This is a genomic window from Leucobacter edaphi, from assembly GCF_016522535.1.
Classification (GTDB): domain Bacteria; phylum Actinomycetota; class Actinomycetes; order Actinomycetales; family Microbacteriaceae; genus Leucobacter; species Leucobacter edaphi.
In genome coordinates this window covers 33,239-55,626 of the sequence record NZ_JAEHOI010000007.1, presented here as the reverse complement: position 1 = coordinate 55,626, position 22,388 = coordinate 33,239, and the positions used below count along the sequence as shown (strand labels likewise).

Genomic DNA, 22,388 nt, shown 5'->3' with positions numbered 1-22,388 from the left:
AGTGAACCGGTGATCAGTCTGCGCGGAGCCTCAGTGGTCGTTCCCGGCGCGGCCGGCGAGGCGACGGTGCTGCATCCGACCACGCTCGATCTCGGCGAGGCGCGGGTTTCGATCGTCGGAGGCAATGGCTCGGGCAAGTCGACCCTCGCGCGCCTGCTGAACGGGCTCATCGAACCTGCGGCCGGCAGTGTGAGCGTTGACGGGCTCGACACCGCCCGCGACGGCGCCGCGGTGCGGCGGCGGGTCGGGTTCGTCTTCACGGATCCCGGAGCGCAGCTCATCATGCCGACCGTGATCGAGGACGTCGCGCTCTCGCTGCGCCGTGCGCATCGGGGGAAGCGCGAGCGGCTCGCGGCGGCCGGCGCGGTCCTCGACCGGTTCGGAATCGCAGCGCTCGCGGACCGCAGCGTGCACGCGCTCTCCGGCGGGCAGAAGCAGCTGCTCGCGATCGCTTCGGTCCTCGCCACCGATCCTTCGGTGCTCGTCGCGGACGAACCGACGACGCTTCTTGATCTTCGGAACTCCCGCCTGATCGGGGATCTGCTCTTCTCGATTCCGCAGCGGCTCGTGCTCGTCACGCACGATCTGGAGCTCGCGGCCCGCGCGGACCGCACGCTCGTCGTGGATGGCGGCCGCGTGGTGTTCGACGGCGAACCGGACGCCGCGATCGCCCACTACCGCGCGCTCGCGGAGGCGCCGGCGCGCGCGACGGAGCACGAGGGCCCATGACGACGTTCAACCCGCTGGGCGCGTATCTGCCCGGCAGCGGGCCGCTCCATCGAATGCGGCCGGGCGCGAAGCTCCTCGGGCTGTTCCTGTTCGCGACCGCGGTCGTCGCGACACCCGGGCCGATCTGGGCCGGCGCGCTCCTCGCGGTGGCGTTCGCGTGCGCGATCGTCGCGGGCCTGCGTGGCCGCGCCCTCTGGCGCGCGACCAGGGGATTTCTCCTCATTGGCGTCCCGCTTTTCGCCTTTCAGACCTGGCAGCACGGCTGGGAACGCGGCGTCTCCACCGTGGCGGACCTCCTCGCCCTCATCCTCGCGGCCAGCGCGTTCACGGCCAGCACCGCGGTCGACGACATGCTCGACACCATCTCCTGGGCACTCCGGCCGCTGCGCCCGCTGGGGGTCGATCCGGACAGGGTCGCGCTCGCGTTCTCGCTCGTGATCAGGGCCATTCCGAGCATCATCGGCGTCGCTCGGGAGACGGGCGACGCCGCCCGCGCACGGGGTCTCGAGCGCAGCCCGCGCGCACGGCTCGTACCGATGGTGGTGCGGACGGTCGGGCACGCGCAGGCCACGGGACAGGCGCTCGCGGCCCGCGGGATCGGCGACGAGGACGCGCGCCCCTAGAATCGAGGGCATGAAGGACCCCCAGATCCCCGAGGACATCCACGCGGACTATGTGAACGAGGGGGCGCAGGAGGCCCTGCGCGCCTTCACTGCGACGCCGGACTACGAGCGCCTCGCCGCGTTCCTCACGTCGCTGCGCGAGGGATACCTCGTCGCCGACGTCACGGGATCGCCGGGGAAGAAGAAGGGGCATCGGTTCCGCACGATCCGCTCCACGAAGGGCCAGCTCGTGCTCCCCCTGTTCACCTCGATGGACGAGCTGCGCGCGATCTCAGCGCCCGAGCGCCGCGGCGAGGTGCGCGGCGCGGTCATGCCCGGCCGATCCGCGCTCGAACTCATCGCGACGGACCGCTTCGTCGCCGCGGAGTTCGACAAGGCGTCCTCCGCGCTCGTGCTCCTGCGCAAGTACGTGACCCTCGCGGCTGGCGACGACGAGATCACCGCGGCCTCCCTCGAGGCCCTGCGCTAGCTCCCGCGTTTCCCGTGAAACGCGGCGAGGGGTGGATCCCCATCCGGATCCACCCCTCGCCGTGTTCACCTCGTGTGTTGCGAGGCGGTCAGATACGCGGCTTCTCCTGGAACGCGCGAATGACCTGCACCACGCCGAGCACGAGCATCGAAACACCGAGCAGGATCCAGAGCGTCACGGCGCCGAGGAGCGGCGAGAAAATGAGCGTCAGGCCGGCCAGCAGGCTGATGATGCCGTAAATGATCGCCCACGCTTTGCTCTCCGACTGGCTCGCGACGGAGAACGAGAGCATCGCCTCGACGATCCACAGGATGCCGATCGTCACCGACAGGAAGACGGTCAGCACAACGGCGGTCGCTCCGAGGTTCGCCATCATCACGACGCCGCCGACGACGTAGAGCAGGCCGAGGATGATGTGCCCGGTGCGGGCCCAGCCGCCGATACCGCGGCCGAAGATGGAGGTTCCCAGGTACACGACGCCGATCGCCAGGGCGTACGCCGCGGTAATGGCCGCCACGATCTGCATCGTGATTTCGCCCGATTTGCCGGGGAAGAACATGATGAGCAGGCCGAGCACGATCGCCACCAGGCCACCGATTCCGAGGGCGACCCTGAAGCCCTCGCCAATGCGATTCGGTGTCCGCTGGGTGTCGGTTCCAGTCATTTCGGATCCCTCTTTCCACTTCGTTCGATCGGCGAAATCCCAACGATCTCCCCTGATCACATGGTACGCCCGCGTGAAGACGCGTGTGGTTTTTCGCCGCGCTTTCGACCGGGAGGCCCACAGCGCGTCGTTGCTGTCGCGCCCGACTCCCCGCAGCGCGCTGTCCCCCTCGCGCCTGACTCCCCGCAGCGCGCTGCCCCCCTCGCGCCCAACCCGGTCGAGGTCATAGGGTGGCAAGTGGGCGCTGATTGCGCCCGCAGTCGAATGACCGAGGAGGATCATGAGCAACGGATCGCACGGCGAAGTGCAGCTCGAGAACGAACATTTCCGCGTCACCAAGTGGACGATCGAACCCGGCGGTGTGATCCCGATGCACCGACACGACTACGAATACGTGGTCGTCCCCATGGTCGAGGACCGCATGCACGTGGTGAACGCCGACGGCAGCGAGATCGTCGCCGAACTCGTGCCCGGCGCGAGCTACACGCGCCCCTCCGGCTCCGAGCACCAGGTGGAGAACCGCTACTCCGACTCCGACGTCGTCTTCGTCGAGGTGGAGAAGCTCGCGTGAGCAACGAAGTTCTGGTCCGGGCGATTGCGCCCGGCGACCGGGAGGCGTGGCAGACGCTCTACCGCGGCTACCGCGACTTCTACAACAAGCCGCACGACCCGGCCGTCTTCGAAACGGTCTGGGGCTGGCTGCAGGACGACGCCCACGAGACTCGCGGCCTGATCGCCGAACTCGACGGCGTTCCCGTGGGGATCGGCCATTACCGCCGCTTCGCGCGTCCCATCGACGGGGGATCTGGCCTGTATCTGGACGACCTGTTCACCTCCGAGGCCTCGCGCGGTTCGGGCGCTGGATCGGCGATTCTCGCGCGCCTCGCGGAGATCGCACGTGACGAGGGCGCGACCCTCGTGCGCTGGATCACGGCCGACAGCAACGCGACCGCGCGCAGCCTCTACGACCGCGTCGCGAAGCAGACGCCCTGGGTGACCTACGACCTCGCCCCCGCGGCTGCCGAGTAGCTCCCGAGCAGAATCCCCGTCGAGTGCGCAGTTCGGCGGGGATTCGTCGCGTCGGGGTCCGCGCGATCAGCCGCGCAGGCGCTCCGTGCCCGGCGTCGTGGTCGTGCGGCCGTGGGCGACCGGGTTGCCATCGGCATCGACGGCGACGAACACGATCTCGGAGAGGGTGAGCACCTCCTGGCCGGTCACCGCGTTCTCCACGCGGCAGCCGAGCACGACACTCGTCCTGCCGAAGCGAACCACGCGGTATTCAAGCTCGAGCAGGTCTCCGCGATCGGCCCGCGAGACGAAGTCGATCGCGGACATATGCCTGGTCACCACATCGATCGTGCCGAGCTGAGTGACGGCGACGATCGCGGCCTCCTCGTCGACCCACTGCAGGAGCCGGCCGCCGAAGAGCGCGCCGTGCTGGTTGAGGTCCTCGGGCTTGACCCACTTGCGCACGATGTGCCGGTATTCGCTCATGCCGGAAAGCCTAGACCCCGCTGTGCCCTTCGCCCCAGAAACACGGCGGTCGGTCCGCCTAAGCTTGAGGCATGTCTGTCTTCGCCGGGGTCATGCTGCTGCTCAACGCCGTCTACAACGCGGTGGTGTGGCCGCGGTTCTGGACCCGCATCAAGACCGATCCGCGCGCACGCGACGAGCAGGGGCGCCCGACCCGCTTCATGACCGTGCACGCCGTGCTGATCGGAATCGCCCTGCTCATCGCCGCCGTCTCCGCGGTGGCCGGGATCCTGCTCCTGGTGAGCTAGGACGCGCTCCCGCGCTCGGCCTCATCGACCTCGCCGAAGTTCTCCTCGGCGACCTCCGCGCGCTCGCGCTCGGCCTCCGCATCGAGCGTGCCATCCTTCGTGTGCGTTGCGGGCCCGTAGTGCGAGGCACCGCCCTCCTCCGCCCAGCCGTCACCGGGGGTGTGAGCCGGGTCCGAAATCGTGTCCCGAACCTTCCGATCTTCCTCTGACTGCATGGCGTCCTCCTCGAATGCTCACGGACGCCGTGACGGCGTCCTCCCTCCACCTTACGTTGCCGCGTCCGCGAGCGGAATGGCTGCTCAGAGGCGCCCGCCATACACTGGGAGGATGAAGCGGATCCTCACCTACGGCACCTTCGATCTCCTCCACTGGGGTCACATCCGGCTGCTGCGCCGTGCCCGCTCGCTCGGCGACTACCTCGTCGTCGCCGCGTCGACCGAGGAGTTCAACGCGGGCAAGGGCAAGAAGACCTACCACGACTTCGAAACCCGCAAGAACATGCTCGAGGCCGTGCGCTACGTCGACCTCGTCATCCCCGAGGAGGCGTGGGATCAGAAGATCCGCGACGTGCAGAAGTACGAGATCGACACCGTGGTGATGGGCGGCGACTGGGAGGGCGATCCCCGCTTCGAGGTGCTCCGCGACTACTGCGAGGTCGTCTATCTCGACCGCACCGAGGGCGTCTCGACGACCAAGATCAAGAAGGACCTCGGCGTCAACGCCTGATCAGGCGCTCGATGAAGTATCGAGCTAGCCAACCACTCGGGGCTTGCGGCCAGGTCGCATCCCCAGATAGTCGATCCGCTTGTACTCCCGGTGACGCCTCTTCGTCCACACTCGACGACGCACTTTGTTGAGACTCTTGCACGACCCACAGGGTGGTGATCTTGTTCTTGTCGACGTCAAACGCGGAGTACTTCGCGCTCTGCGACTCCCTCAGAGCGTTCAACGCATCGGGGTCTCGGTCGATCGCATTCGTCAGCACTCCGCCGACCACCCAGACCTTTCCTTCGACCCACAAGGGAACCGCCCCCACGTTCCCCACGTCTTTCCACTCGGGCGGAGGCGCTGCAATCCACAGGGTTGGTCCGTTCGGATCACTGCGGACGGAGTCTGGTTGCAGTTCCCTCTTGCGGAGAAACTCGTCGAACTCATCGCGACTGGAAACGTCCGCGTCCGTGACAATCCCGTCAAATACCATCAACGAACGCTCAACGTGCTCCCCCTCGCCAAGGCCAGGCAACACTGTGAGCCAAGACGTCGTTGACAGCGCAATTGCAAGTGGCAAGGCGATCGGATTCATTGCGCAGCAGACTCCTTCAATCTCCCACTTGCCTGAGCTCCAGCGCGGATGGATGTACTCCGGCCCGTATCGAGTTTCTTAACGCGATCCTGCACGTATTGAAGGAACGCCTGCCGGGTCTCGACCGGTGCGTCCGTAACGATGCCGTCAGAATTCATCAGGGGCCTCTGTTGCCAATGAGGCTGCGAGGACACCGACAGTCAGCATGCCCGCAATCACAAAGGAATGAGAGAAAACGTTTGATACCCAATTCAGTGCCCTCGTCTTGGCTTGCCAGTGATCCTGTCACAAGAGATCGAGGGCGGAAACGGGAGTCGACGGAATCGCCTCAGATACAGCGGAGCAAACCGCCCATTGGTGTGCTCCCCCGCAACTCGCAAAAGGGGGCGGACCCGATCCGGATCCACCCCCTGCGCCGCGCCTAGCGCGCTACAGCACCTTCGACAGGAACGCCTTCGTACGCTCCCGCTGCGGGTTCGTGAGCACCTCGGTCGGATCGCCAGACTCGACCACGACGCCGCCGTCCATGAACACGAGCTCGTCGGCCACTTCGCGGGCGAAACCCATCTCGTGCGTGACGACGATCATCGTCATGCCGCTCTCGGCGAGCCCCTTCATGACGTCGAGCACCTCGCCCACGAGCTCGGGATCGAGCGCGGAGGTCGGCTCGTCGAACAGCATGAGCTTCGGCTCCATCGCGAGCGCCCTGGCGATCGCGACGCGCTGCTGCTGGCCGCCCGAGAGGTGCGCCGGGTAGTAGTCGTGCCGATCCGCGAGGCCCACCCGAGCGAGGAGCTCCATGGCGCGCGCCTTGAGCTGCGCTTTGTTGCCCTTCTTCAGGAGATCCGGCGCGAGCATCACGTTCTGCAGCGCGGTCATGTGCGGGAACAGGTTGAACCGCTGGAACACCATGCCGATGTCCCGTCGCTGCTTCGCCGCGTCGCGCGGGTGCATCTCGTAGATCTTGTCGTCGCGCTGGTGGTAGCCGACGAGCTCGCCGTCGACGAACAGGCGGCCGGCGTTCACGGTCTCCAGGTGGTTGATGCAGCGGAGGAACGTGGACTTGCCGGAGCCGGACGGCCCGACCAGGCACAGCACCTCGCCGCGCTTCACCTCGAGCGAGATCGACTTGAGCACCAGGTTGGAGCCGTAGGACTTGGAGACGCCCTCGGCCTTGACCATCGGGGTTTCATTCGTGGTGGTCATTATTCAGCCCCTCTCGCACTCGTGGGTCCGCTGCCGCCACGGCCGGTCTGGCCGCGACCGAGCTCGGGATCCTCTTCGCCGAGCACGCCGATCACGCCGGTTTCGACGGTGGGCCGCATGACGTCGGGCCGCTGCCCGACCCCCTTCGCGAAATGCTTCTCGAGGTAGTACTGGCCCACCATCAGGATCGATGTCACCACGAGATACCAGATCGACGCGACGATCAGCATCGGCACCGGCTTGTACGTGACCGCCGCGATATCGCGCTGCTTCGTGAAGAGCTCGAGCGTGAACGGCACGGCCGTGACGAGCGAGGTTGTCTTCAGCATTGAGATGACCTCGTTGCCCGTCGGCGGGATGATCACGCGCATCGCCTGCGGGAGCACGACGCGCGTCATCGTGTGCCACCAGCCGAGGCCGAGCGCGACCGCCGCCTCATCCTGACCCTTGTCCACCGACAGGAGGCCGGCGCGCACGATCTCCGCCATGTAGGCCGCCTCATTCAGCGCGAGGCCGATGATGGCGAGCGAGAACGCCGTCATCACGGTCTTCGTGTCGAACTCGAACAGCGGCGGGATTCCGGGCAGGCCGATCCCGAGCTTCGGGTAGATCACCGCGAACAGGCCCCAGAACGTGAGCTGCACGTACACCGGGGTCCCGCGGAAGACCCAGAGATAGACCCACGCGATCGACTTCACGACCGGGTTCGGCGAGAGCCGCATGACGGCGAGGGTCACGCCCAGCACGATCGCGATCACCATCGAGTAGACCGTCAATTGCAGGGTGTACCCCGCGGCGGCGACGATCCGGGTGTCGAAGAGGTATTTGCCGACCTCGGCCCAGTCGAACGCCGGACGGTTGGCGGCATCGTACACAAAGAGTCCCGCGAGGATCAGGAGGATCACCGCGAAGATAATCCGGCCGGGGTGCTTCAGCTTGATCGCCTGAATCGGCTCGGATTCGTAGAACGGCTGGGACTTCGGGGCAGACCCCGAAGTCCCAGTGACGTTGTCAGACATGGCAGTGGGATTCTGCGTCAGGGGCGCGATCCGGGGCTACTTGCCCGCGTTGATCGTCGCTTCCTTGATCGCACCGTCCGCAACGCCGGCCTTCTCGAGGATCTTCTCGTAGTTCCCGTCGTCCATGAGCGACTGCAGTGCGGCCTGGACCGCCTTCGTGAGCTCCGAGTCCTTGGGCAGCGCGTAGCCATAGGGGGCAACGTCGAAGGTCTCGCCTGCGGCCTCGATCTTGTCGCTGCGCGCGGCGATCGCCGCGAGCGTCACGGGCGAGTCAGCGCTGAAGGCCTCTGCCTGGCCGAGAACGACGGCGTTGGTCGCCTCCGCCTGGCCCTCGAACGGCATGATCTCGATCGCCTTCTTCCCGGCGTCCGTGCACTCCTTGGACTTCGCGGGGAGCTCGTCCGTGTGCTCGAAGGTTCCGGACTGCACGGCGACCTTGATGCCGCACGCGTTCGCGGGATCAACCGACTTGCCCTTCTGCTGCGCCCACAGCACGCCCGCCTCGTAGAAGTTCACGAAGTCGACGCTCTTCTGCCGCTCGGCGTTATCGGTGAAGGAGGAGGATCCCATGTCCATCTTCCCGCCCTGAATGCTCGGGATGATCGTGTCGAAGCCCGCTTCCTCCCACTTGGGCTTCAGCCCGAGCTTTGCGGCGACGGCATCGGCGAGGTCGACGCCCCAGCCCACGATCTCGCCGTTCGAGTCCTTGTACTCGTTGGGCGGGTAGGAGGCGTCGGTGCCGATCGTGAGCTCGCCGGACTTCTTGATGTCTTCGGGCAGCAGTGCGGCGGCCTTCTCATCGACCTTGATCGCCGAGGTATCGGACTTCTCGACCGCGGGGCCCTCGGTGTTGGTCACGCAGCCGGTGAGCGTGAGCGCGGCGGCCGCCGCGAGAACCGGAATCGTGTAACGGATCTTCATGGTGAATCTCTCCCTTGAGATACGGGGGTGACTTCTGGGTGCGAAATCTCGCTCTGAGTGTATGGCACGGCGTAACCGCCACTACTTACAGAGTATCTACCCCGGTCCATACAGGCACTTGAGCCGCGGGAGCAGATCCGCGTGTTCATGCGAGAAACCGCGCGAATACGCGGGAACCCGACCCCATCACGTTTCGATCACGACGCCGCGCCAGCGGCCCGCCGCCCGATCAACACTTCGGTTGATCTTCGTCCCGGATGCCGGATATTCGCCCCCGCCGGGACGGCGCGGGCGTATTCTGGCGCCGTGGCACTCGAAGACCTCTTTCTCCGGCTGGATCGGATCGCCGGCGGGCGGCAGGCTGGTGTGCGCGTCCCCGACGAGGTGGTTCAACACCCACGCACCAGGCGCGCCTTCCGCTGGATCGGCTGGCTGCTCGCTGCAGAACTCGTGATCGGGCTCGGGGCCGTGGTGATCGCGGTGGTTCTCGCCCTCAACGGCGTCGAGGTGCCGTTCGCCGTGTGGATGCGCTCCGTCGTGGTGCTCGGCATGACGGCGACACTGTTCTACTTCTTCTGGAGGGCGACCCTCGGATGGCGCTGGGGGTATCAGCGGCTCCGGCTGTTCTCGCAGATCTTCCCGGTTATCACGCTCGTGATGGCCGCGATCCCCGGACTCTATCCCGGCTGGATGATCACCGAGCAGATCATTTTCAGCCTGATCATGATCGGGATCGCGGACTTCCTCACGAGCGACCACATGCGTGACGCGTTCAGAAGGTCCGGAAGTGCGGAGTCCCCCGAGTCACCGGATCGACCCTAGCGCTCTCCCCATAGACTCGGGCCTATGCCCCTCCACACCTTTCCGACCGCGTACCTGCGGTGGATCGGGCGAGGGTACTTCGCGGCGCAGGCCGCGGCCGGTGCAATCTGGTGGATCACGGTCTTCACCTGGGACTTCGTGCGCGAAGCGACGCTCGGTGGCTTCGACCCCGTTCTCGTCGCCGTTCTCGACGTTCCCCTCTTCGTGATCGCCTCGGCGCTCGCCGCGATCGCCCCGCTCGGCGGGCGCTGGGCCGTACGGCTCGCGACCGGCTGGACCGCACTCGTCTCCCTCGGCATGGGCGCCTACGCGACGATCACGGGGCTGGCCGGTTGGGGCGCCCTGCTCATGCTGGCGGCAGCGGCGTGCAGCGTCAGCGCTGCCCTCCTCATCGAGCTCGGCCGAATCCCCACCGAACTCCTGCTCACCGGTCCGTTCCGGATCACCGAATCGCGACCGCGCCGGACCGCGGGCCACGTGCTCCTCACCGCCGCTCAGCTCGTGGTGTTCTGGGGCATCGCGCTCGTGCTCGTGCCGCTCGGGATCGCCTGGGTCGAGGCCCGCTGGGGGCTGTCGGCTCCCGTGCCCGCGTGGGTGCGGATCGCGGGCTGGGTGCTCCTCGCTGCGGCGAGCGCCCTGGGGCTCTGGTCGGCGGGGGCCATGTCCTCTCGCGGGGAGGGCACTCCGCTCCCGATCGCGACCGCCCGCCGGATGGTCGTTTCCGGCCCCTATCGATTCGTGCGCAACCCCATGGCCGTTGCGGGGATTGCGCAGGGCGTCGCGGTCGGGCTGATCCTGGGTTCGTGGCTCGTCGTTGTCTACGCCCTCGCGGGGTCACTCCTCTGGAACTGGGGCATTCGCCCCGTGGAGGAGGCGGACCTCGAGCGGCGCTTCGGCGCGGAATACGTCGCCTATCGGGACTCGGTGCGCTGCTGGGTGCCGAGCGCGCCGCGCGAGCACTCGACCACCTGAGAACTGACCGGGGCTCCCGCAAAGTTTTAATTGACTCAATATGGGTCAATTGTGTTCAATGAGCCCATGAACATCGAAACCGCGCCCCTGCGGGTCACCCTGCTGCAGGCGGCAAGCGCTCCGGGCGAGCCCGAGGAGAACCTCCGCCGCCTCGACGCGCACGCCGGCGCCGCCGCCGGGAAGGGCAGCGATCTCCTGATCACCCCTGAGATGTTCATCACCGGCTATAACATCGGGGACCGCATCGCCGAGCTCGCGGCCCTCGAGCCGCTCGCCAGGGTCGCCGCGATCGCGCGTCGCCACGGCATCGGCATCATCGCAGGCGGCCCGGAGGTGGGTCCGGGCGGTGAAGTCTGGAACGCCGCCTGGTTCTTCGACTCCACGGGCGAGGTGATCGCCCGCCACCGGAAGATCCAGCTCTTCGGCGCGGTCGACCGCGAGCACTTCCTCCCGGGTGAATCGGCGACAACGGTCACCACCTTCCGCGGCTGGCGCATCGCCCTGCTCATCTGCTTCGACGTCGAGTATCCGGAGGCGGTTCGCGCTGCTGCGTTCGATGGCGCCGACCTCGTTGCCGTCCCCACCGCGCAGATGGAACCCTTCGCCTTCGTGAACGAGCAGGTCATCCCCGTGCGCGCGTGGGAGAACGGGGTGTTCGTGGCCTACGCCAACCAGATCGGCCGCGACGGGTCCTTCGACTACGTGGGTCGCAGCACCATCGCAGACCCGCTCGGTCGTCGTCTGGTATCCGCCTCGCCCCACGCGGAAGAGGCGATCACCGGAGAACTGGATCCGGGTGTCCTCCTCGCGGCGCGACGCCAGAACACCTACCTCGACGAGGTCAGGACCGAGCTCTACCGTCAGCATCACCCGCACATCCGCTCCTGAATCCGGCGGGCGCACCCCGCCAGTCCCCCATTCCGTGCTATCGAACAGGGAAGTTCAATGACATCGCACACCGATTCCTCACCGGCGCCAAGCCCCTCGCGGCTTCACGGCAACCTCGGCACGGGCAGCATCGCGTTCATGGTGATCGCCGCCGCGGCCCCGCTCACCGTGATCGGGGGCAATGCTCCCCTGTCGATCGGACAGGGCAACGGCGCCGGCGCCCCGGTGGGCTTCCTGCTCGCCTCCGTCGTGCTCCTGCTGTTCTCGGTCGGGTTCGTCACCATGACCCCCTTCGTGAAAGAAGCGGGCGCCTTCTTCAGCTACGTCACCGTCGGCCTCGGCAGTCGCCTCGGCATGGGCACCGCGTACGTCGCGCTCGTCGCATACACCGCGATCCAGGCGGGCATCTACGGGTACATGGGCTGGGCCATGATGGACCTCGTCCACACCCTCGGAGGTCCCGAGATCCACTGGGCCGTTTACGCCCTGGTCTCACTGCTGATCGTCGGCGTGCTCGGGTATCGGCACATCGAGCTCTCCTCGAAGGTGCTCGGCGTCGCCCTGGTGCTCGAGCTCACGGTCATGATGGTGGTCAACGTGGCCGTGCTCGTCAACGGCGGTCCCGAGGGTCGCTCACTCACCTCCTTCGACCCGCAGACGTTCCTCACCCCGGGCCTCGGCGTCGCGGTGCTGTTCGCGCTGACCGGATTCATCGGCTTCGAGTCGACCGCCATCTACCGTGACGAAGCGCGCCAGCCCGCGCGCACGATTCCCCGAGACACCTACCTCGCCGTCGGCATCATCGGCGTCTTCTACACGCTGTCCGTGTGGGTGCTCGTGGTGGCCTCCGGACCGAGCCAGGTTCGAGCCGTCGCGAAGGAAACGCTGTTCGGCGGCAAGAACATGATGCTCGACACGGCGGGTCAATTCGCTGGCTCGCTCACCAGGGACGTCATGCAGGTACTCCTGATCACCAGCCTGTTCGCCTGCGTGCTGAGCTTCCACAACATCGTCGCGCGCTACCAGTTCGCGCTCGCCAGGATCGGCTCGATGCCCGCAGCTCTCGGCCGCGTGCACCCCAAGCACGCGAGCCCCGCCCGTTCCTCGTTCGTGCAGAGCATCACTGCAACGATCCTGGTGATCATGTTCGTGATCATCGGCCTCGACCCGCTCGTCCAGGTGTTCGGGTTCATGGCGGGCGTCGCAACGGTCGGCATGGTGCTCATGATGCTGCTCACCACGATCGCCGTGCTCGTGTTCTTCAGCAGGCATCCGAAGCTCCGCTCGAACGTCTTCAAGACGCTGATCATCCCCGCGCTCGCCGTGGTCGCGCTCGGCATCGCGGCCTGGCTCGTGCTTTCCAACTTCACGATGGTCACGAGCGGGAGCGCGGCGGTGAGCACGGTCCTCGCGATCGTGCCGGGCGTGGCCCTCGCCATCGGGGCGATCGTCAATCGTAAAGACGGCGGGCGCACCGTGGACATCAACCTCGACCGCGTGGACGCCGCGCGAGAGGATCCGGAGTGAGGCCCTGCTCTTGGGTGACTAGGCTGATGGAATGTCAGCAGCGTCGGAGTCGCCCGGGGATCAAGCTGATGCCGCGGATGCCGCCGAACCGCGGGACTCGACGCTCGACTCCCTGAACGCGCCCCACATTGCGCGGATTGCGCGGCTCAGCGCCGTGGACACGGTTCGCGCGCGCGTCTCCATGGCGATCAACCTCGACCTGCTCCTCCCCGAGGAGCGGCTCCCCACCGCCGATGAGATCGCAGAGGCCTTCGGGGTGAGCCGCTCCTCCGTGGTGCGCGGCCTGCGCAGCCTGCAGGAGGAAGGAGTGCTCACCCGCCGCCCCGGAAGATACGGCGGCACGTACGTGAAGGCGGGCGAGCACCACTCCGCGGATGGGCCGGTCGGTTCCTTCGTGGCCGACTCATCGAACGTGCACACGCTGATCGACGAACGGGCGATCATGGAGGCGGGATTCGCTGCGCTCGCGGCGCAGCATCGGACGGACGAGCATCTCGAAGCGATGGCCGAGCACGTCGCGGCAATGAACTCCACCGAGAACTGGGCGGAGTTCCGCAATCGGGACCGCGCCTTTCATCGCGAAGTCGTGGCCGCCGCGCACGCGCCACTCGCCGAACCGGCCATCGCGCGCGTGAACCGCGAACTCGACCCCTACTACCTGCCCTACAGCATGGGGCTGCTGCACGACAGCAACGACGAGCACTCCGCGATCCTCGAGGCGATCAGAGACGGAGACTCGGGGCGGGCGGCCACGCTCACCGCGGCCCACGTGCAGGAGCTGCACGATTCCATGTACGTGGGCCTCACCGACGAGACCGGCGCGCGGATCCACCCGCGTTCCCCGGCCTGATCGGGGGCACTTGCCCCGCTCCACTTTCTGAGAAGTTATCCACAGAATTCATCTACGAAAATTACAACGGTGTAGTTTCGAACAGGAGTTCGACCCTGGTCAGGGCGTGTTTTTTCGATGGGCTTTCGCCACAGGAGCGAGTTCTCCCCGAATTTCACACACGGTTCTCCACAGGTCGCGCGCGGCGACCTGTGGAGAATACGCGTGCGGGTGGAAGGGTCAGGACCGGGTGTCCGGCGCCTCGGGTCCGTCCGGCCTCGGGGCCTGGGGCTCGCCATGGACCCCGGGCTCGCCGGGCGCCCCGGGGTCAGCGGGAGCCCCGGGCTCAGCGGGAGCCTCAGACTCGCCGCGCGCCTCGGGCTCAGCGGGAGCCTCAGACTCGCCGCGCGCCTCGGGCTCGCCTGGCGCACCGTCGCTCTCCCCGACGTCGCTCGCTTCGACGCCGTCAGCGGCGATCTTCGGCGCCGGCGGGGTTACGCGCTCGCCGACCGTGAGCGACGCGTCGCCCGACGCTGCACGATCGAACTCGTGCTCGCCCTTCGGCTGGATGCGGCCCGGCTCGAGCACGCGGCGCACGTCCTCGGCCGTGACCTTCTCGATGGGACCGGTGGTCGCCTCGACGTACCAGTCGGTCAGCGCGGGATCGGAGCTGTCGAAGCCGGCTCCCGCGCCCTCGTCCGAGGGCACCTCACTCGCCTCGAACACGAAGTCGTCGCCGTACTCGTCGATTCCGCGTCGCACGCCCTGCGCGATCGCGGCCTGGGCGTAGCGGCGGCGGATCAGGTACGGATCCGTGCGCAGATCCTTCGCCCACGCGAACATGATGCCAATCACGATGAACGCGAACGGCAGCGCGGACACCACCATCAGGGATTGCAGCCCCGAGAGCGCCGTCTTCCCGCCCGCGAGCAGCAGCGCGGCAGCGATCAGGCCGAGAAGCAGGCCCCACATGATCGTCACCCAGCGCGACGGCTCAGGTCGGCCGCTCTGCGACATCGACGACATCACGATCGACGCCGAATCCGCGGCGGTCACGAAGAAGATGAGCACCGCGATCATCGCGAGCACCATCGTGATCATGCCGAGCGGCAGCCGCTGCAGGAGTCGGAACAGGACTTCCTCGCTGGTCCCGCCGGCCTGCAGGTCGGCGCCGTTCTGCGTCATGTAGATCGCGGTGCTGCCGTAGACGACGAACCAGGCGACCACGATCGCGGAGGGCACGAGCACCACGGTCGTCACGAACTCACGGAGCGTGCGTCCGCGCGAGATCTTCGCGATGAACATGCCGACGAACGGCGTCCATGACACCCACCAGGCCCAGTAGTACGTGGTCCAGGAGCCGAGGAACTCCACGGCCTCCGGTCCGTCGTTGGCGTTGAGGGTGAGCATTGATCCGAGCTGCTTCGCGAACTCGACGAGCGAGGCCGGCATGTAGTTCAGGATGTAGACGGTCGGCCCCGCGATGAAGACGAACAGGGCGAGCACGCCCGTCACGATCATGTTCGTGTTCGAGAGCAGACGGATTCCCCGCTTCACGCCCGACACCGCCGAGGCGATGAAAAGCGAGGTCAGCACGGCGATCGACCCGACAAGGAAGACGTTGCCGAGCTCGCCAAGACCCGTCACGAGCATGAAGCCGCTCTGGATCTGGAGGGCACCGATTCCGAGGGACACCGCGGTGCCGAACAGCGTCACGATGATCGCGAAGAAGTCAATGAGCCGGCCGAGGACGCGATGCGAGGCGCCGGGGAACACCGGCTCGAACAGGGCCGAGATCAGTGGCGCCCGGCCGCGCCGATACGCGTTGTAGGCGATCGATCCGCCGACGAGCGCGTAGAAGGCCCACGCGATCGGGCCCCAGTGCAGGATCGTCTGCGCCATCGCGGGCAGCACTGCCTCGGTGGTTCCCCCCTGGACCGACTGGCCGGGGGCGGGATCGAGGAAGTAGGTGAGCGGCTCGAGCGGCCCGTAGAAGAGCAGACCGATGCCGAGGCCCGCGGCGAACAGCATCGAGATCCAGGAGGCCGTCGAGTACTCGGGCTCCTCGTCATCCGCGCCGAGGCGAATGCCTCCGGTGCGGCCGTATCCGACGGTCAGCATGAACACGACGCACGCGATCGCGAGCGCGCCGAACAGCCACCCGAAGTTCGTGGTGACCCAGGTGAGCGACGTCGACCCGGCCTCGGAGAGGCTTTCGGGCGCGATGAAGGCCCACGCCACGACGGCGAGCGTCACGAGCACGGCACCGCCCATCACGGCCTTGTTCGTGGGGAACCCGACGCCGGTCTCCTCGACGCCGATACCGGGGATCAACCCGGGGTGCGGCGGCTGCGGAGCCGCGACCCGCTTGATTACGCGCTTGATGGGGCCGTCGTGCGGCCCGATCGGGAGCTTCGCCGTGTCCTCGTGGCCGCTCACCGCGCCCTCGTTCCGGAGGACGCCGCCGTGCGCCGACGGCAGTCCGTCGAGCTTTCCGCTCTGGTGTTCCGGTTTCTGACCCGTGCCGCGCTTTGGCGGCTCGTTGGCTGACATGACCAGCCCTTTCCGGGCGCTGGAAAACGCCCTCACTGAGTGATTCCGACCCCTAGACGGTAACAAACGTCGTTTCTGGAGGCTCGGCCTCGAGCCCTCTCGGACTCTGAACCGCATCCAATCCTATGGGTTTGAACAGGCTTTTCTGTGGGATCACTCGATCAGGGCGCCGGGCGCGCCGGGGTCAGGCGAGCGCGCGCGCCAGCAGTTCCTCAGCCGGAGCGATAGGCCCCGTGAAGAACGGCGTCTCCTCGATCACGTGGCGGCGCGCCTCGGTGGCTCGCAGCTCGCGCATGAGATCGACGATCCGGATCAGCTCGTCGGCCTCGAACGCCAGAAGCCACTCGTAGTCGCCGAGGGCGAACGAGGCGACCGTGTTCGCGAGCACGTCGCCGTAATCACGGGCGGCGGCGCCGTGCTCCCGGAGCAGCTCCCTGCGCTCGGCATCCGGCAGCAGGTACCAGTCCCGGCCGCGCACGAACGGGTAGACGCAGAGGTAGTGGCGCGGCGCGTCCCCGGCGAGAAACGCGGGAACGTGCGAGCGATTGAACTCGGCTGCGCGATGCACGCCGATGTTCGACCAGACCGGCGCGAGCCGTCCGGCCGCGCCCTCCAGGATCACGCGATACGCGGCCTGCAGGGCCTCGGAGGTCGGGGCGTGCAGCCACACGAGCACGTCCGCGTCGGCGCGGAAGCCGGACACGTCGTACCAGCCGCGCACGGTCAGGCCCTCAATGCCCGCGAGCCCGGCAAGGATCCGCGAAATCGCGGCGGCGCCGGGCGAGGAGACCCCGTGCTGCTCCCGGAAGACCGCGTACATCGTGTAGTTGATCGACTCGTTGATGGACTCCGCGACCGCGGTGTGGTCGACGACGGGTCGTGCCTGATCAGCCATGCTGTTCATCGCTCCTTAGTGCCTGCGTACTGGGAAAGGTGGTGCGATCGGGTGCTTCAAGTTCCGCCGCGGATCGCGCGCGGCGGAACCCAGCTCAGTCCTCGACGCCGGCGAGCACCGGGATGCCCGAGACCTCGTTGTGACGCATCCGGCAGCTGCCGGGGGGCGCGATGTCCGGAAAGGCACCGAGCGCGCCGACCGTGCGGGCCGCCGCCTCCTCGCCGCGCTCCCGCGACGCGCGCTCGAGCACCATGTCGACGATGCCCGAGACGAAATCGGAGCGAGTTCCTGCCGTTCCCGCCCGCACGGCGGCGATGCCGTGCTCCGAGGCGGTCTCGAGCGCCTCGACGTCGAGATCGAAGGCGACCTCCATATGGTCGGACACGAAACCGATCGGCGCGATCACGAGCTTCGTGACGCCTGCGGCCGCGAGTTCCTCGATGCGGTCGTTCACGTCCGGCTCGAGCCACGGCACCCGGGGATCACCGGAGCGCGAGCAGTAGGCGAGCGAGGAGTCGACCCGGACGCCGGTGCGCTCGAACAGCGCATCGTCGATCACGGCGCGGACGTCCTCGTGCTGCTCGCGGTAGCCAGGCCCGGTCACCGCCGAGGCGTCCTGCATCGTGTCGGGGATCGAGTGCGTCACGTAGAGCAGGTGCGCACCCTCGAGGCCTCCCTGGAGCCCCTCAGCGGACTCGAGGATCGCCGAGATATTCGCGCTCACGAAGCCGGGGTCGTTGAAGAAGGGACGCAGGATATCGATCTGCGGGGCATCGTCACCGAGCTCGGTGCGCGCCGCGGCGAGATGCTCGCGATACTGACGGCTCCCCGAGTACGAGGCGTAGGCGCTGGTGACGAGCACCAGGATGCGGCGCGCGCCGAACGCCGCGGCGTCACGCAGCGTATCGACCGTGTAGGGATGCCAGTTCCGGTTGCCCCAGATGACCGGGAGATCGATGTCGCGGGAGGCGAGCTCGCCGCGGATCGCCGCCAGGAGCGCGAGGTTCTGCTCGTTGATCGGGCTGCGACCGCCGAAGCCGTAGTAGTGCTGCCCAACCTCCTCGAGCCGCTCGGCCGGGATGTTCTTTCCTCTGGTCACGTTCTGCAGGAACGGGACCACGTCATCGGAGACGTTCGGGCCTCCGAAAGAGCAGATCAGCAGGGCATCGTACGGTGTTACCTGGGAGGTCATGCCTCGACGCTATCCCAGCGAACCTGTACGTCTGATGTGATAGGTCTGACGTAGGCCCTCTCCGCTGGTATCCTCGCTTATCCATTCTGCTCGAAGGCCGTCGGTCCCCGGTTCTCGGCCCCGCAACACCGCGCCCGGCTATCATCGAAGAGACCGGCGGTTTCCGGTTTCCCATTTCCGGAGGTACCCCGTGCTCGACTCCCAGACAGGCTCTCAGAAAGCCCGCGACACCCTGGCATTCCTTCGGGCTCGGATTTCCCGGGGCGAGTGGCCAGTCGGGGAACTGATCCCCAAGGAGCCCGAGCTCATGGAGCTCATCGGCGTCGGCCGCACCACGGTCCGCGAGGCTGTGCGCTCCCTCGCCACGCTGGGCATGCTGAAAACGGTCCCCGGCGTTGGCACCTTCGTGCAGTCGCGCACCCCTGTCAGCTCAATTCTCACGTCCTTCCTCGCCGATCAGGATCTCGAAGAGGTGCTCGTCTACCGGCGCTCGCTCGAGATCGAGGCCGCCCAGACCGCCGCCGTGAAGCGCACCGAGGAGCAGCTGGCCATGCTGCGCGCGAGCTACGCGGAGAGCCTCGCCTCCGGCACGGAAGCCGGCGGCGAGCGCTGCGACGACACGGTCCGGCCCGACTCCTTCCACCGCCTCATCGTGGAGGCGAGCGGCAGCAAGCTCCTTCTCGACCTCTACACGGGCGTCATGGCGGTGCTGCGCGAGGCGAGCGCCTCCGGCAAGATCTTCCTCGGCACCTCCCGCGAGACGATGCAGCACGACCACGCGGCCCTGCTCGCCGCGATCGAAGAGCGCAATGTGCGGGACGCCGCCCACGCGATGGCCCTGCACGCGGACCGGGATCTCGGCCTTCACGCCGACATGCTCGACTTCGCTCAGCGCACCGAGCGCGCTGAGACGCTGATCGAGGCGGGCTACGATCCCTCGACCGAGGACGCCGCGCGGTCCTGACGACGCTCGATTCAATCGAAAGTTCGATGACGCGCGCGGCCCGCGCTGAGACGATGAGATGAGAACATCACCCACGTCTCGAAAGGTTGAAATGACTCGCCTCGCCTCCGCCGCCTTCACCTACATGCTGATCGGCGTCGGATCAGGACTCTTCTATCGCGAATTCACGAAGGCCCAGGGCTGGGAAGAGGGCGCGTACACCCAGCTCGGGCTCGCGCACACCCATCTGCTCACGCTCGGCTTCATCGTGCTCCTCATCGTGCTGCTTCTCGAGCGCGCCTTCGCGCTGTCCCGCAGCAGGATGTTCGGCTGGTTCTTCTGGACCTACAACGCCGGTGTGGTACTCACCTCGGCGATGCTGATCTGGCATGGAATCCTCACCGTGCTCGGCAAGGAGTCGAGCGCCATGATCTCCGGGATCGCCGGCCTCGGCCACATCTTCCTCACGGCGGGAATGGTCTTCCTGTTCCTCGCGCTGCTGAAGGCGATCAAGCGCGCGCCGGCCGTCGCGTCCGCTCCGGCCGCGGCAGGAGTCTCCGCAGCCTAGCCCGTCCGGGCGATCGCCCGAGCCCGCGTCCCCGATCAGGCCCCGGCTTCTGCCGGGTGCCGCCCGGGGGCGCGGGCGTCGTCGATCCGCGCGACGAACTCTCGGATCATTGAGGCGACGGGTTCGGGACTCTTGATGATGGCCTCGTGACCGCGGCCGGCGATCTCGCGATAGTCCGATCGCGGCAGGTCACGCGCGACCTCGAGCGCCCAACTGCGCGGCACGACCCTGTCGTGCTCGCCACGGAGCACGAGCGTCGGCGTCGCGATGAGCGGCAGCAGGACCTCGATCCGGTGCCGGAGCATGACACGCAGCCGGTCGAGAAACCAGAGTGGCGTCGTCTTGAAGTACTCGTACAGGCCGAGCAGCAGGACCCTGGGGCTTTCTCCCCAGAGGTCTTGAAGCATCCGGAGCGCCTGGATCGGCGCGTGCCGCTCGTGCCGATTGATCGTCGGGGCGATGAGCACGAGTTCTCGCACGAGGTCCGGCCGCCGCATGGCAACCTCCGCCACGATCTGGGTTCCCATCGAGTGGCCGACGAGCAGCACCGGCCCAGTGGCACGCTTCTCGATGAAGCGCGCCACGAGCTCAGCGTTCTCCACGATCGTGTCGGCCTCCGCCCGCTCGGGAGAATCGCCGAAGCCGGGGAGGTCGAGCGCGAACGTCCGCATCCCCGTCGCCAGCTCGCCGGCGATCCCGTCAAACGTGACGCGCCCCATCCCGATACCGTGCACAAAGACGGCGTCTCCCCTGCCGGGAGCTCCGCGCTCGGAATAGGCCATGTCGATGCCGTCCGGCTCGAAGCGCATGTCCCAAATCCTCATGTGACCAGGGTATGAGATACCGGGCGCCTCGATTGACCAGGCCGGGACGGCAGATGAGCTCGCGCCGGAGCTCGCCGTTGCGGGACCGCCATGCGCCCTCGCCCGGTACGCAACACGCGTGACCGGGCAGAATGGTGGACACACCCGCGAGCGCGGATCAGTGCGGCTTCGCGCCACGGCAGCACCGATCTCGCGCAGAGATGGAGGCCCCGATGCCGGAAACCGCGAACGCTCCGCAGCCGTCGCGCACGCTCGCCGCGCGCCTGGGGCTGCGCCACCCGATCCTGCAGGCCCCCATGGCCGGGGTGTCCAACCCCAGGCTCGCCGCCGCCGTCACGGAAGCGGGCGGTCTCGGGGCCCTCGGGATCGGGGCGAATACGGCCGACGAGGCGCGCGAGGCGATCGCTGAACTTCGCACTCGCACCTCCGGCCCATTCGCCCTGAACGTGTTCTGCCACCGGCCGGCGATCCGCGATTCCGCCCGGGAGGCCGCCTGGATCGAGACGCTCGCACCCGAGTTCGCGGCGCTCTCCGCCCCCGCCCCGACCGCGCTGCGGGAAATCTACACCAGCTTCCTCGTCGATCCGGAGCAGCAGTCGCTCCTCCTCGAGGCGCGGCCGCCCGTCGCGAGTTTCCACTTCGGGCTGCCCGATCCCGAGTATCTCGCGGCGCTGCGGCGCGCGGGTGTCTTCACCATCGCCAGCGTGACGAGCGCGGCCGAGGCCTCGCTCGCGGAGGCGGCCGGCGTCGACGCACTCGTCGCCCAGGGCGTCGAAGCGGGCGGCCACCGGGGTGTCTTCGACCCCGATGGGGCCGATCCCCGCCTCGGTGTCGACGCGCTCGTCGCCGCACTCGTTCCCGCGACCGAGCTCCCCGTGATTGCCGCCGGCGGGATCATGTCCGGCGACGATATTCACCGCGTGCTCGCGCTGGGGGCCGCCGCCGCTCAGCTCGGCACCGCGTTCGTCGCCTCCCCGGAGTCCTCTGCCGACCAGGACTATCGAACCACCCTGCGCACCGCGGGAGCGGGAGCGACCGAGCTCACCACCGCGATTTCCGGGCGCCCGGCCCGCGGCGTGACAAATCGCCTCATCGAGCTCGGACGCGCGGCCGGCTCGGCCCGGCCCGCGGACTATCCGCTCGCCTACGACGCCGGCAAGCAGCTTCACGCCGCGGCCCGAGCGCTCGGCGACGGCCGCTCCTACGCGGCCCACTGGGCGGGCACCGGGGTGCACCGCGCGCGCGAGCTCCCGGCGGGCGAGCTCGTGGAGCTCCTCGCCCGGGAGCTCGCGGACGCAGCGGCGGAGGGCGGCGCGCCAGCGGCGGAGAAGCTGGGCGAGCACCCGGACGTCACGGGTCGCTGGGGCTCCCGCGAGGATCGGGACCCGCACCTGGAACTCGCGGCCGACGGCGCCCTGACCGGGAGCGACGGCTGCAATCGCCTGATGGGCCGCTGGATGCGCCTCCCCAACGGCGTCGCGTTCGAGCGCGTCGCCGCGACGCGGATGATCTGTCCGGGGACGGACACCTGGCTCGCCGGTCTCGCCTCCGGGAAGCTGCAGGACGGCCGGCTCATCGTGTTCGATGCGGCCGGAAACCGGATCGGAGAGCTCCCCTCCCTCGATTGATCCCTGATCAGGGTCAGCGCCAGTGCGGGGCG

Annotated in this window: 26 protein-coding genes; 15 read left to right on the top strand and 11 right to left on the bottom strand. The window is 67.8% G+C overall.

What is annotated here, in order from left to right; all coding sequences use genetic code 11:
* The first annotated feature begins 9 nt into the window (after positions 1–9).
* The 3 genes from JD292_RS08445 to JD292_RS08435 are packed head-to-tail and all read left to right on the top strand — an operon-like array spanning position 10 to position 1,821.
* Positions 10–729 (top strand): energy-coupling factor ABC transporter ATP-binding protein, encoded by a 720-nt coding sequence (locus tag JD292_RS08445; RefSeq protein WP_200132311.1) that lies wholly within the window; start codon positions 10–12, stop codon positions 727–729.
* The gene (locus JD292_RS08440; RefSeq protein WP_200132310.1) at positions 726–1,352 is read left to right on the top strand and encodes an energy-coupling factor transporter transmembrane component T family protein; all 627 of its coding nucleotides are present in this window, start codon (positions 726–728) and stop codon (positions 1,350–1,352) included. Before JD292_RS08445 ends, JD292_RS08440 begins: the two co-directional genes overlap by 4 nt.
* A gap of 10 nt (positions 1,353–1,362) precedes the next feature.
* The gene (locus tag JD292_RS08435; RefSeq protein WP_200132309.1) at positions 1,363–1,821 is read left to right on the top strand and encodes an SseB family protein; all 459 of its coding nucleotides are present in this window, start codon (positions 1,363–1,365) and stop codon (positions 1,819–1,821) included.
* Between the two features lie 88 nt (positions 1,822–1,909).
* On the opposite strand, the gene JD292_RS08430 is transcribed toward JD292_RS08435, so the two are convergent.
* Positions 1,910–2,485 carry an HdeD family acid-resistance protein gene (locus JD292_RS08430; RefSeq protein ID WP_200132308.1) on the bottom strand — a complete coding sequence of 192 codons (576 nt, stop codon included), beginning with the start codon at positions 2,483–2,485 and terminating at the stop codon, positions 1,910–1,912.
* Between the two features lie 280 nt (positions 2,486–2,765).
* On the opposite strand from JD292_RS08430, the gene JD292_RS08425 reads away from it, so the two are divergent.
* The gene (locus JD292_RS08425; protein WP_200132307.1) at positions 2,766–3,056 is read left to right on the top strand and encodes a cupin domain-containing protein; all 291 of its coding nucleotides are present in this window, start codon (positions 2,766–2,768) and stop codon (positions 3,054–3,056) included.
* Complete coding sequence (locus JD292_RS08420; RefSeq protein ID WP_369411201.1) at positions 3,053–3,514, top strand: GNAT family N-acetyltransferase; 462 nt, start codon at positions 3,053–3,055, stop codon at positions 3,512–3,514. Before JD292_RS08425 ends, JD292_RS08420 begins: the two co-directional genes overlap by 4 nt.
* Positions 3,515–3,580: 66 nt before the next feature.
* Here the strand turns inward: JD292_RS08420 and JD292_RS08415 are convergent, their stop codons facing one another.
* Positions 3,581–3,979, bottom strand: a complete 399-nt coding sequence (locus JD292_RS08415) for an acyl-CoA thioesterase (protein ID WP_200132306.1) — start codon at positions 3,977–3,979, stop codon at positions 3,581–3,583.
* Between the two features lie 71 nt (positions 3,980–4,050).
* Here JD292_RS08415 and JD292_RS08410 point away from each other — a divergent pair, with 71 nt between their 5' ends.
* A complete protein-coding gene (locus JD292_RS08410) occupies positions 4,051–4,266 on the top strand; it encodes an SCO4848 family membrane protein (protein WP_200132305.1) in 216 nt (71 codons plus the stop codon).
* Here JD292_RS08410 and JD292_RS08405 read toward each other — a convergent pair.
* Entirely contained in the window at positions 4,263–4,481 is a 219-nt protein-coding gene (locus tag JD292_RS08405; RefSeq protein WP_200132304.1) for a hypothetical protein, read from the bottom strand. The two genes, JD292_RS08410 and JD292_RS08405, sit on opposite strands and share 4 nt — an antisense overlap.
* 112 nt (positions 4,482–4,593) lie before the next feature.
* On the opposite strand from JD292_RS08405, the gene tagD reads away from it, so the two are divergent.
* On the top strand, positions 4,594–4,992 hold the full coding sequence (gene tagD, locus JD292_RS08400; protein ID WP_200132303.1) for a glycerol-3-phosphate cytidylyltransferase: 399 nt from the start codon (positions 4,594–4,596) through the stop codon (positions 4,990–4,992).
* Here tagD and JD292_RS08395 read toward each other — a convergent pair.
* The 4 genes from JD292_RS08395 to JD292_RS08380 form a co-directional block, all read right to left on the bottom strand.
* Positions 4,982–5,569, bottom strand: a complete 588-nt coding sequence (locus JD292_RS08395; protein ID WP_200132302.1) for a hypothetical protein — start codon at positions 5,567–5,569, stop codon at positions 4,982–4,984. The genes tagD and JD292_RS08395 overlap by 11 nt on opposite strands.
* Positions 5,570–5,998: 429 nt before the next feature.
* The gene (locus JD292_RS08390; RefSeq protein ID WP_439649268.1) at positions 5,999–6,775 is read right to left on the bottom strand and encodes an amino acid ABC transporter ATP-binding protein; all 777 of its coding nucleotides are present in this window, start codon (positions 6,773–6,775) and stop codon (positions 5,999–6,001) included.
* Positions 6,775–7,794 (bottom strand): amino acid ABC transporter permease, encoded by a 1,020-nt coding sequence (locus tag JD292_RS08385; protein ID WP_200132301.1) that lies wholly within the window; start codon positions 7,792–7,794, stop codon positions 6,775–6,777. The genes JD292_RS08390 and JD292_RS08385 overlap by 1 nt, the downstream gene beginning before the upstream one ends.
* Positions 7,795–7,830: 36 nt before the next feature.
* Complete coding sequence (locus JD292_RS08380) at positions 7,831–8,715, bottom strand: ABC transporter substrate-binding protein (protein ID WP_200132300.1); 885 nt, start codon at positions 8,713–8,715, stop codon at positions 7,831–7,833.
* 306 nt (positions 8,716–9,021) lie between these two features.
* Here JD292_RS08380 and JD292_RS08375 point away from each other — a divergent pair, with 306 nt between their 5' ends.
* The 5 genes from JD292_RS08375 to JD292_RS08355 all read left to right on the top strand — a co-directional run bounded on the left by JD292_RS08375 (position 9,022) and on the right by JD292_RS08355 (position 13,774).
* Positions 9,022–9,537 carry a hypothetical protein gene (locus tag JD292_RS08375; protein WP_200132299.1) on the top strand — a complete coding sequence of 172 codons (516 nt, stop codon included), beginning with the start codon at positions 9,022–9,024 and terminating at the stop codon, positions 9,535–9,537.
* A 24-nt stretch (positions 9,538–9,561) separates the two neighbouring features.
* Positions 9,562–10,509: a methyltransferase family protein gene (locus JD292_RS08370; protein ID WP_200132298.1), complete on the top strand. Its 948-nt coding sequence runs from the start codon at positions 9,562–9,564 to the stop codon at positions 10,507–10,509.
* Between the two features lie 66 nt (positions 10,510–10,575).
* Complete coding sequence (locus tag JD292_RS08365; RefSeq protein ID WP_200132297.1) at positions 10,576–11,397, top strand: carbon-nitrogen hydrolase family protein; 822 nt, start codon at positions 10,576–10,578, stop codon at positions 11,395–11,397.
* Between the two features lie 57 nt (positions 11,398–11,454).
* Complete coding sequence (locus tag JD292_RS08360) at positions 11,455–12,924, top strand: APC family permease (RefSeq protein ID WP_200132296.1); 1,470 nt, start codon at positions 11,455–11,457, stop codon at positions 12,922–12,924.
* 31 nt (positions 12,925–12,955) lie between these two features.
* Complete coding sequence (locus JD292_RS08355) at positions 12,956–13,774, top strand: FadR/GntR family transcriptional regulator (RefSeq protein WP_200132295.1); 819 nt, start codon at positions 12,956–12,958, stop codon at positions 13,772–13,774.
* 219 nt (positions 13,775–13,993) lie between these two features.
* On the opposite strand, the gene JD292_RS08350 is transcribed toward JD292_RS08355, so the two are convergent.
* The 3 genes from JD292_RS08350 to JD292_RS08340 form a co-directional block, all read right to left on the bottom strand.
* Positions 13,994–16,306: a BCCT family transporter gene (locus tag JD292_RS08350; RefSeq protein WP_200132294.1), complete on the bottom strand. Its 2,313-nt coding sequence runs from the start codon at positions 16,304–16,306 to the stop codon at positions 13,994–13,996.
* 184 nt (positions 16,307–16,490) lie between these two features.
* On the bottom strand, positions 16,491–17,201 hold the full coding sequence (hemQ, locus tag JD292_RS08345; RefSeq protein ID WP_200132293.1) for a hydrogen peroxide-dependent heme synthase: 711 nt from the start codon (positions 17,199–17,201) through the stop codon (positions 16,491–16,493).
* A gap of 94 nt (positions 17,202–17,295) precedes the next feature.
* Positions 17,296–18,393 (bottom strand): ferrochelatase, encoded by a 1,098-nt coding sequence (locus JD292_RS08340; RefSeq protein ID WP_200132292.1) that lies wholly within the window; start codon positions 18,391–18,393, stop codon positions 17,296–17,298.
* Between the two features lie 190 nt (positions 18,394–18,583).
* Between JD292_RS08340 and JD292_RS08335 the strand changes: the two genes are divergently transcribed.
* The gene (locus JD292_RS08335; protein ID WP_200132291.1) at positions 18,584–19,357 is read left to right on the top strand and encodes a FadR/GntR family transcriptional regulator; all 774 of its coding nucleotides are present in this window, start codon (positions 18,584–18,586) and stop codon (positions 19,355–19,357) included.
* A gap of 91 nt (positions 19,358–19,448) precedes the next feature.
* A complete protein-coding gene (locus tag JD292_RS08330) occupies positions 19,449–19,904 on the top strand; it encodes a DUF2871 domain-containing protein (RefSeq protein ID WP_200132290.1) in 456 nt (151 codons plus the stop codon).
* Between the two features lie 35 nt (positions 19,905–19,939).
* Here the strand turns inward: JD292_RS08330 and JD292_RS08325 are convergent, their stop codons facing one another.
* On the bottom strand, positions 19,940–20,728 hold the full coding sequence (locus tag JD292_RS08325) for an alpha/beta fold hydrolase (RefSeq protein WP_200132289.1): 789 nt from the start codon (positions 20,726–20,728) through the stop codon (positions 19,940–19,942).
* Between the two features lie 212 nt (positions 20,729–20,940).
* Here JD292_RS08325 and JD292_RS08320 point away from each other — a divergent pair, with 212 nt between their 5' ends.
* Complete coding sequence (locus JD292_RS08320) at positions 20,941–22,356, top strand: nitronate monooxygenase (protein ID WP_200132288.1); 1,416 nt, start codon at positions 20,941–20,943, stop codon at positions 22,354–22,356.
* The last annotated feature ends 32 nt before the right edge of the window (positions 22,357–22,388 follow it).

Excerpts from the sequence above, each read along its gene's own strand:
- JD292_RS08440 (WP_200132310.1), top strand. The coding sequence starts at position 726 with ATGACGACGTTCAACCCGCTGGGCGCGTATCTGCCCGGCAGCGGGCCG.
- JD292_RS08435 (WP_200132309.1), top strand. The coding sequence starts at position 1,363 with ATGAAGGACCCCCAGATCCCCGAGGACATCCACGCGGACTATGTGAAC.
- JD292_RS08430 (WP_200132308.1), bottom strand. The coding sequence starts at position 2,485 with ATGACTGGAACCGACACCCAGCGGACACCGAATCGCATTGGCGAGGGC.
- JD292_RS08425 (WP_200132307.1), top strand. The coding sequence starts at position 2,766 with ATGAGCAACGGATCGCACGGCGAAGTGCAGCTCGAGAACGAACATTTC.
- JD292_RS08415 (WP_200132306.1), bottom strand. The coding sequence starts at position 3,979 with ATGAGCGAATACCGGCACATCGTGCGCAAGTGGGTCAAGCCCGAGGAC.
- JD292_RS08410 (WP_200132305.1), top strand. The coding sequence starts at position 4,051 with ATGTCTGTCTTCGCCGGGGTCATGCTGCTGCTCAACGCCGTCTACAAC.
- JD292_RS08405 (WP_200132304.1), bottom strand. The coding sequence starts at position 4,481 with ATGCAGTCAGAGGAAGATCGGAAGGTTCGGGACACGATTTCGGACCCG.
- tagD (WP_200132303.1), top strand. The coding sequence starts at position 4,594 with ATGAAGCGGATCCTCACCTACGGCACCTTCGATCTCCTCCACTGGGGT.
- JD292_RS08395 (WP_200132302.1), bottom strand. The coding sequence starts at position 5,569 with ATGAATCCGATCGCCTTGCCACTTGCAATTGCGCTGTCAACGACGTCT.
- JD292_RS08390 (WP_439649268.1), bottom strand. The coding sequence starts at position 6,775 with ATGACCACCACGAATGAAACCCCGATGGTCAAGGCCGAGGGCGTCTCC.
- JD292_RS08385 (WP_200132301.1), bottom strand. The coding sequence starts at position 7,794 with ATGTCTGACAACGTCACTGGGACTTCGGGGTCTGCCCCGAAGTCCCAG.
- JD292_RS08380 (WP_200132300.1), bottom strand. The coding sequence starts at position 8,715 with ATGAAGATCCGTTACACGATTCCGGTTCTCGCGGCGGCCGCCGCGCTC.
- JD292_RS08370 (WP_200132298.1), top strand. The coding sequence starts at position 9,562 with ATGCCCCTCCACACCTTTCCGACCGCGTACCTGCGGTGGATCGGGCGA.
- JD292_RS08365 (WP_200132297.1), top strand. The coding sequence starts at position 10,576 with ATGAACATCGAAACCGCGCCCCTGCGGGTCACCCTGCTGCAGGCGGCA.
- JD292_RS08360 (WP_200132296.1), top strand. The coding sequence starts at position 11,455 with ATGACATCGCACACCGATTCCTCACCGGCGCCAAGCCCCTCGCGGCTT.
- JD292_RS08355 (WP_200132295.1), top strand. The coding sequence starts at position 12,956 with ATGTCAGCAGCGTCGGAGTCGCCCGGGGATCAAGCTGATGCCGCGGAT.
- JD292_RS08350 (WP_200132294.1), bottom strand. The coding sequence starts at position 16,306 with ATGTCAGCCAACGAGCCGCCAAAGCGCGGCACGGGTCAGAAACCGGAA.
- hemQ (WP_200132293.1), bottom strand. The coding sequence starts at position 17,201 with ATGGCTGATCAGGCACGACCCGTCGTCGACCACACCGCGGTCGCGGAG.
- JD292_RS08340 (WP_200132292.1), bottom strand. The coding sequence starts at position 18,393 with ATGACCTCCCAGGTAACACCGTACGATGCCCTGCTGATCTGCTCTTTC.
- JD292_RS08330 (WP_200132290.1), top strand. The coding sequence starts at position 19,449 with ATGACTCGCCTCGCCTCCGCCGCCTTCACCTACATGCTGATCGGCGTC.
- JD292_RS08325 (WP_200132289.1), bottom strand. The coding sequence starts at position 20,728 with ATGAGGATTTGGGACATGCGCTTCGAGCCGGACGGCATCGACATGGCC.
- JD292_RS08320 (WP_200132288.1), top strand. The coding sequence starts at position 20,941 with ATGCCGGAAACCGCGAACGCTCCGCAGCCGTCGCGCACGCTCGCCGCG.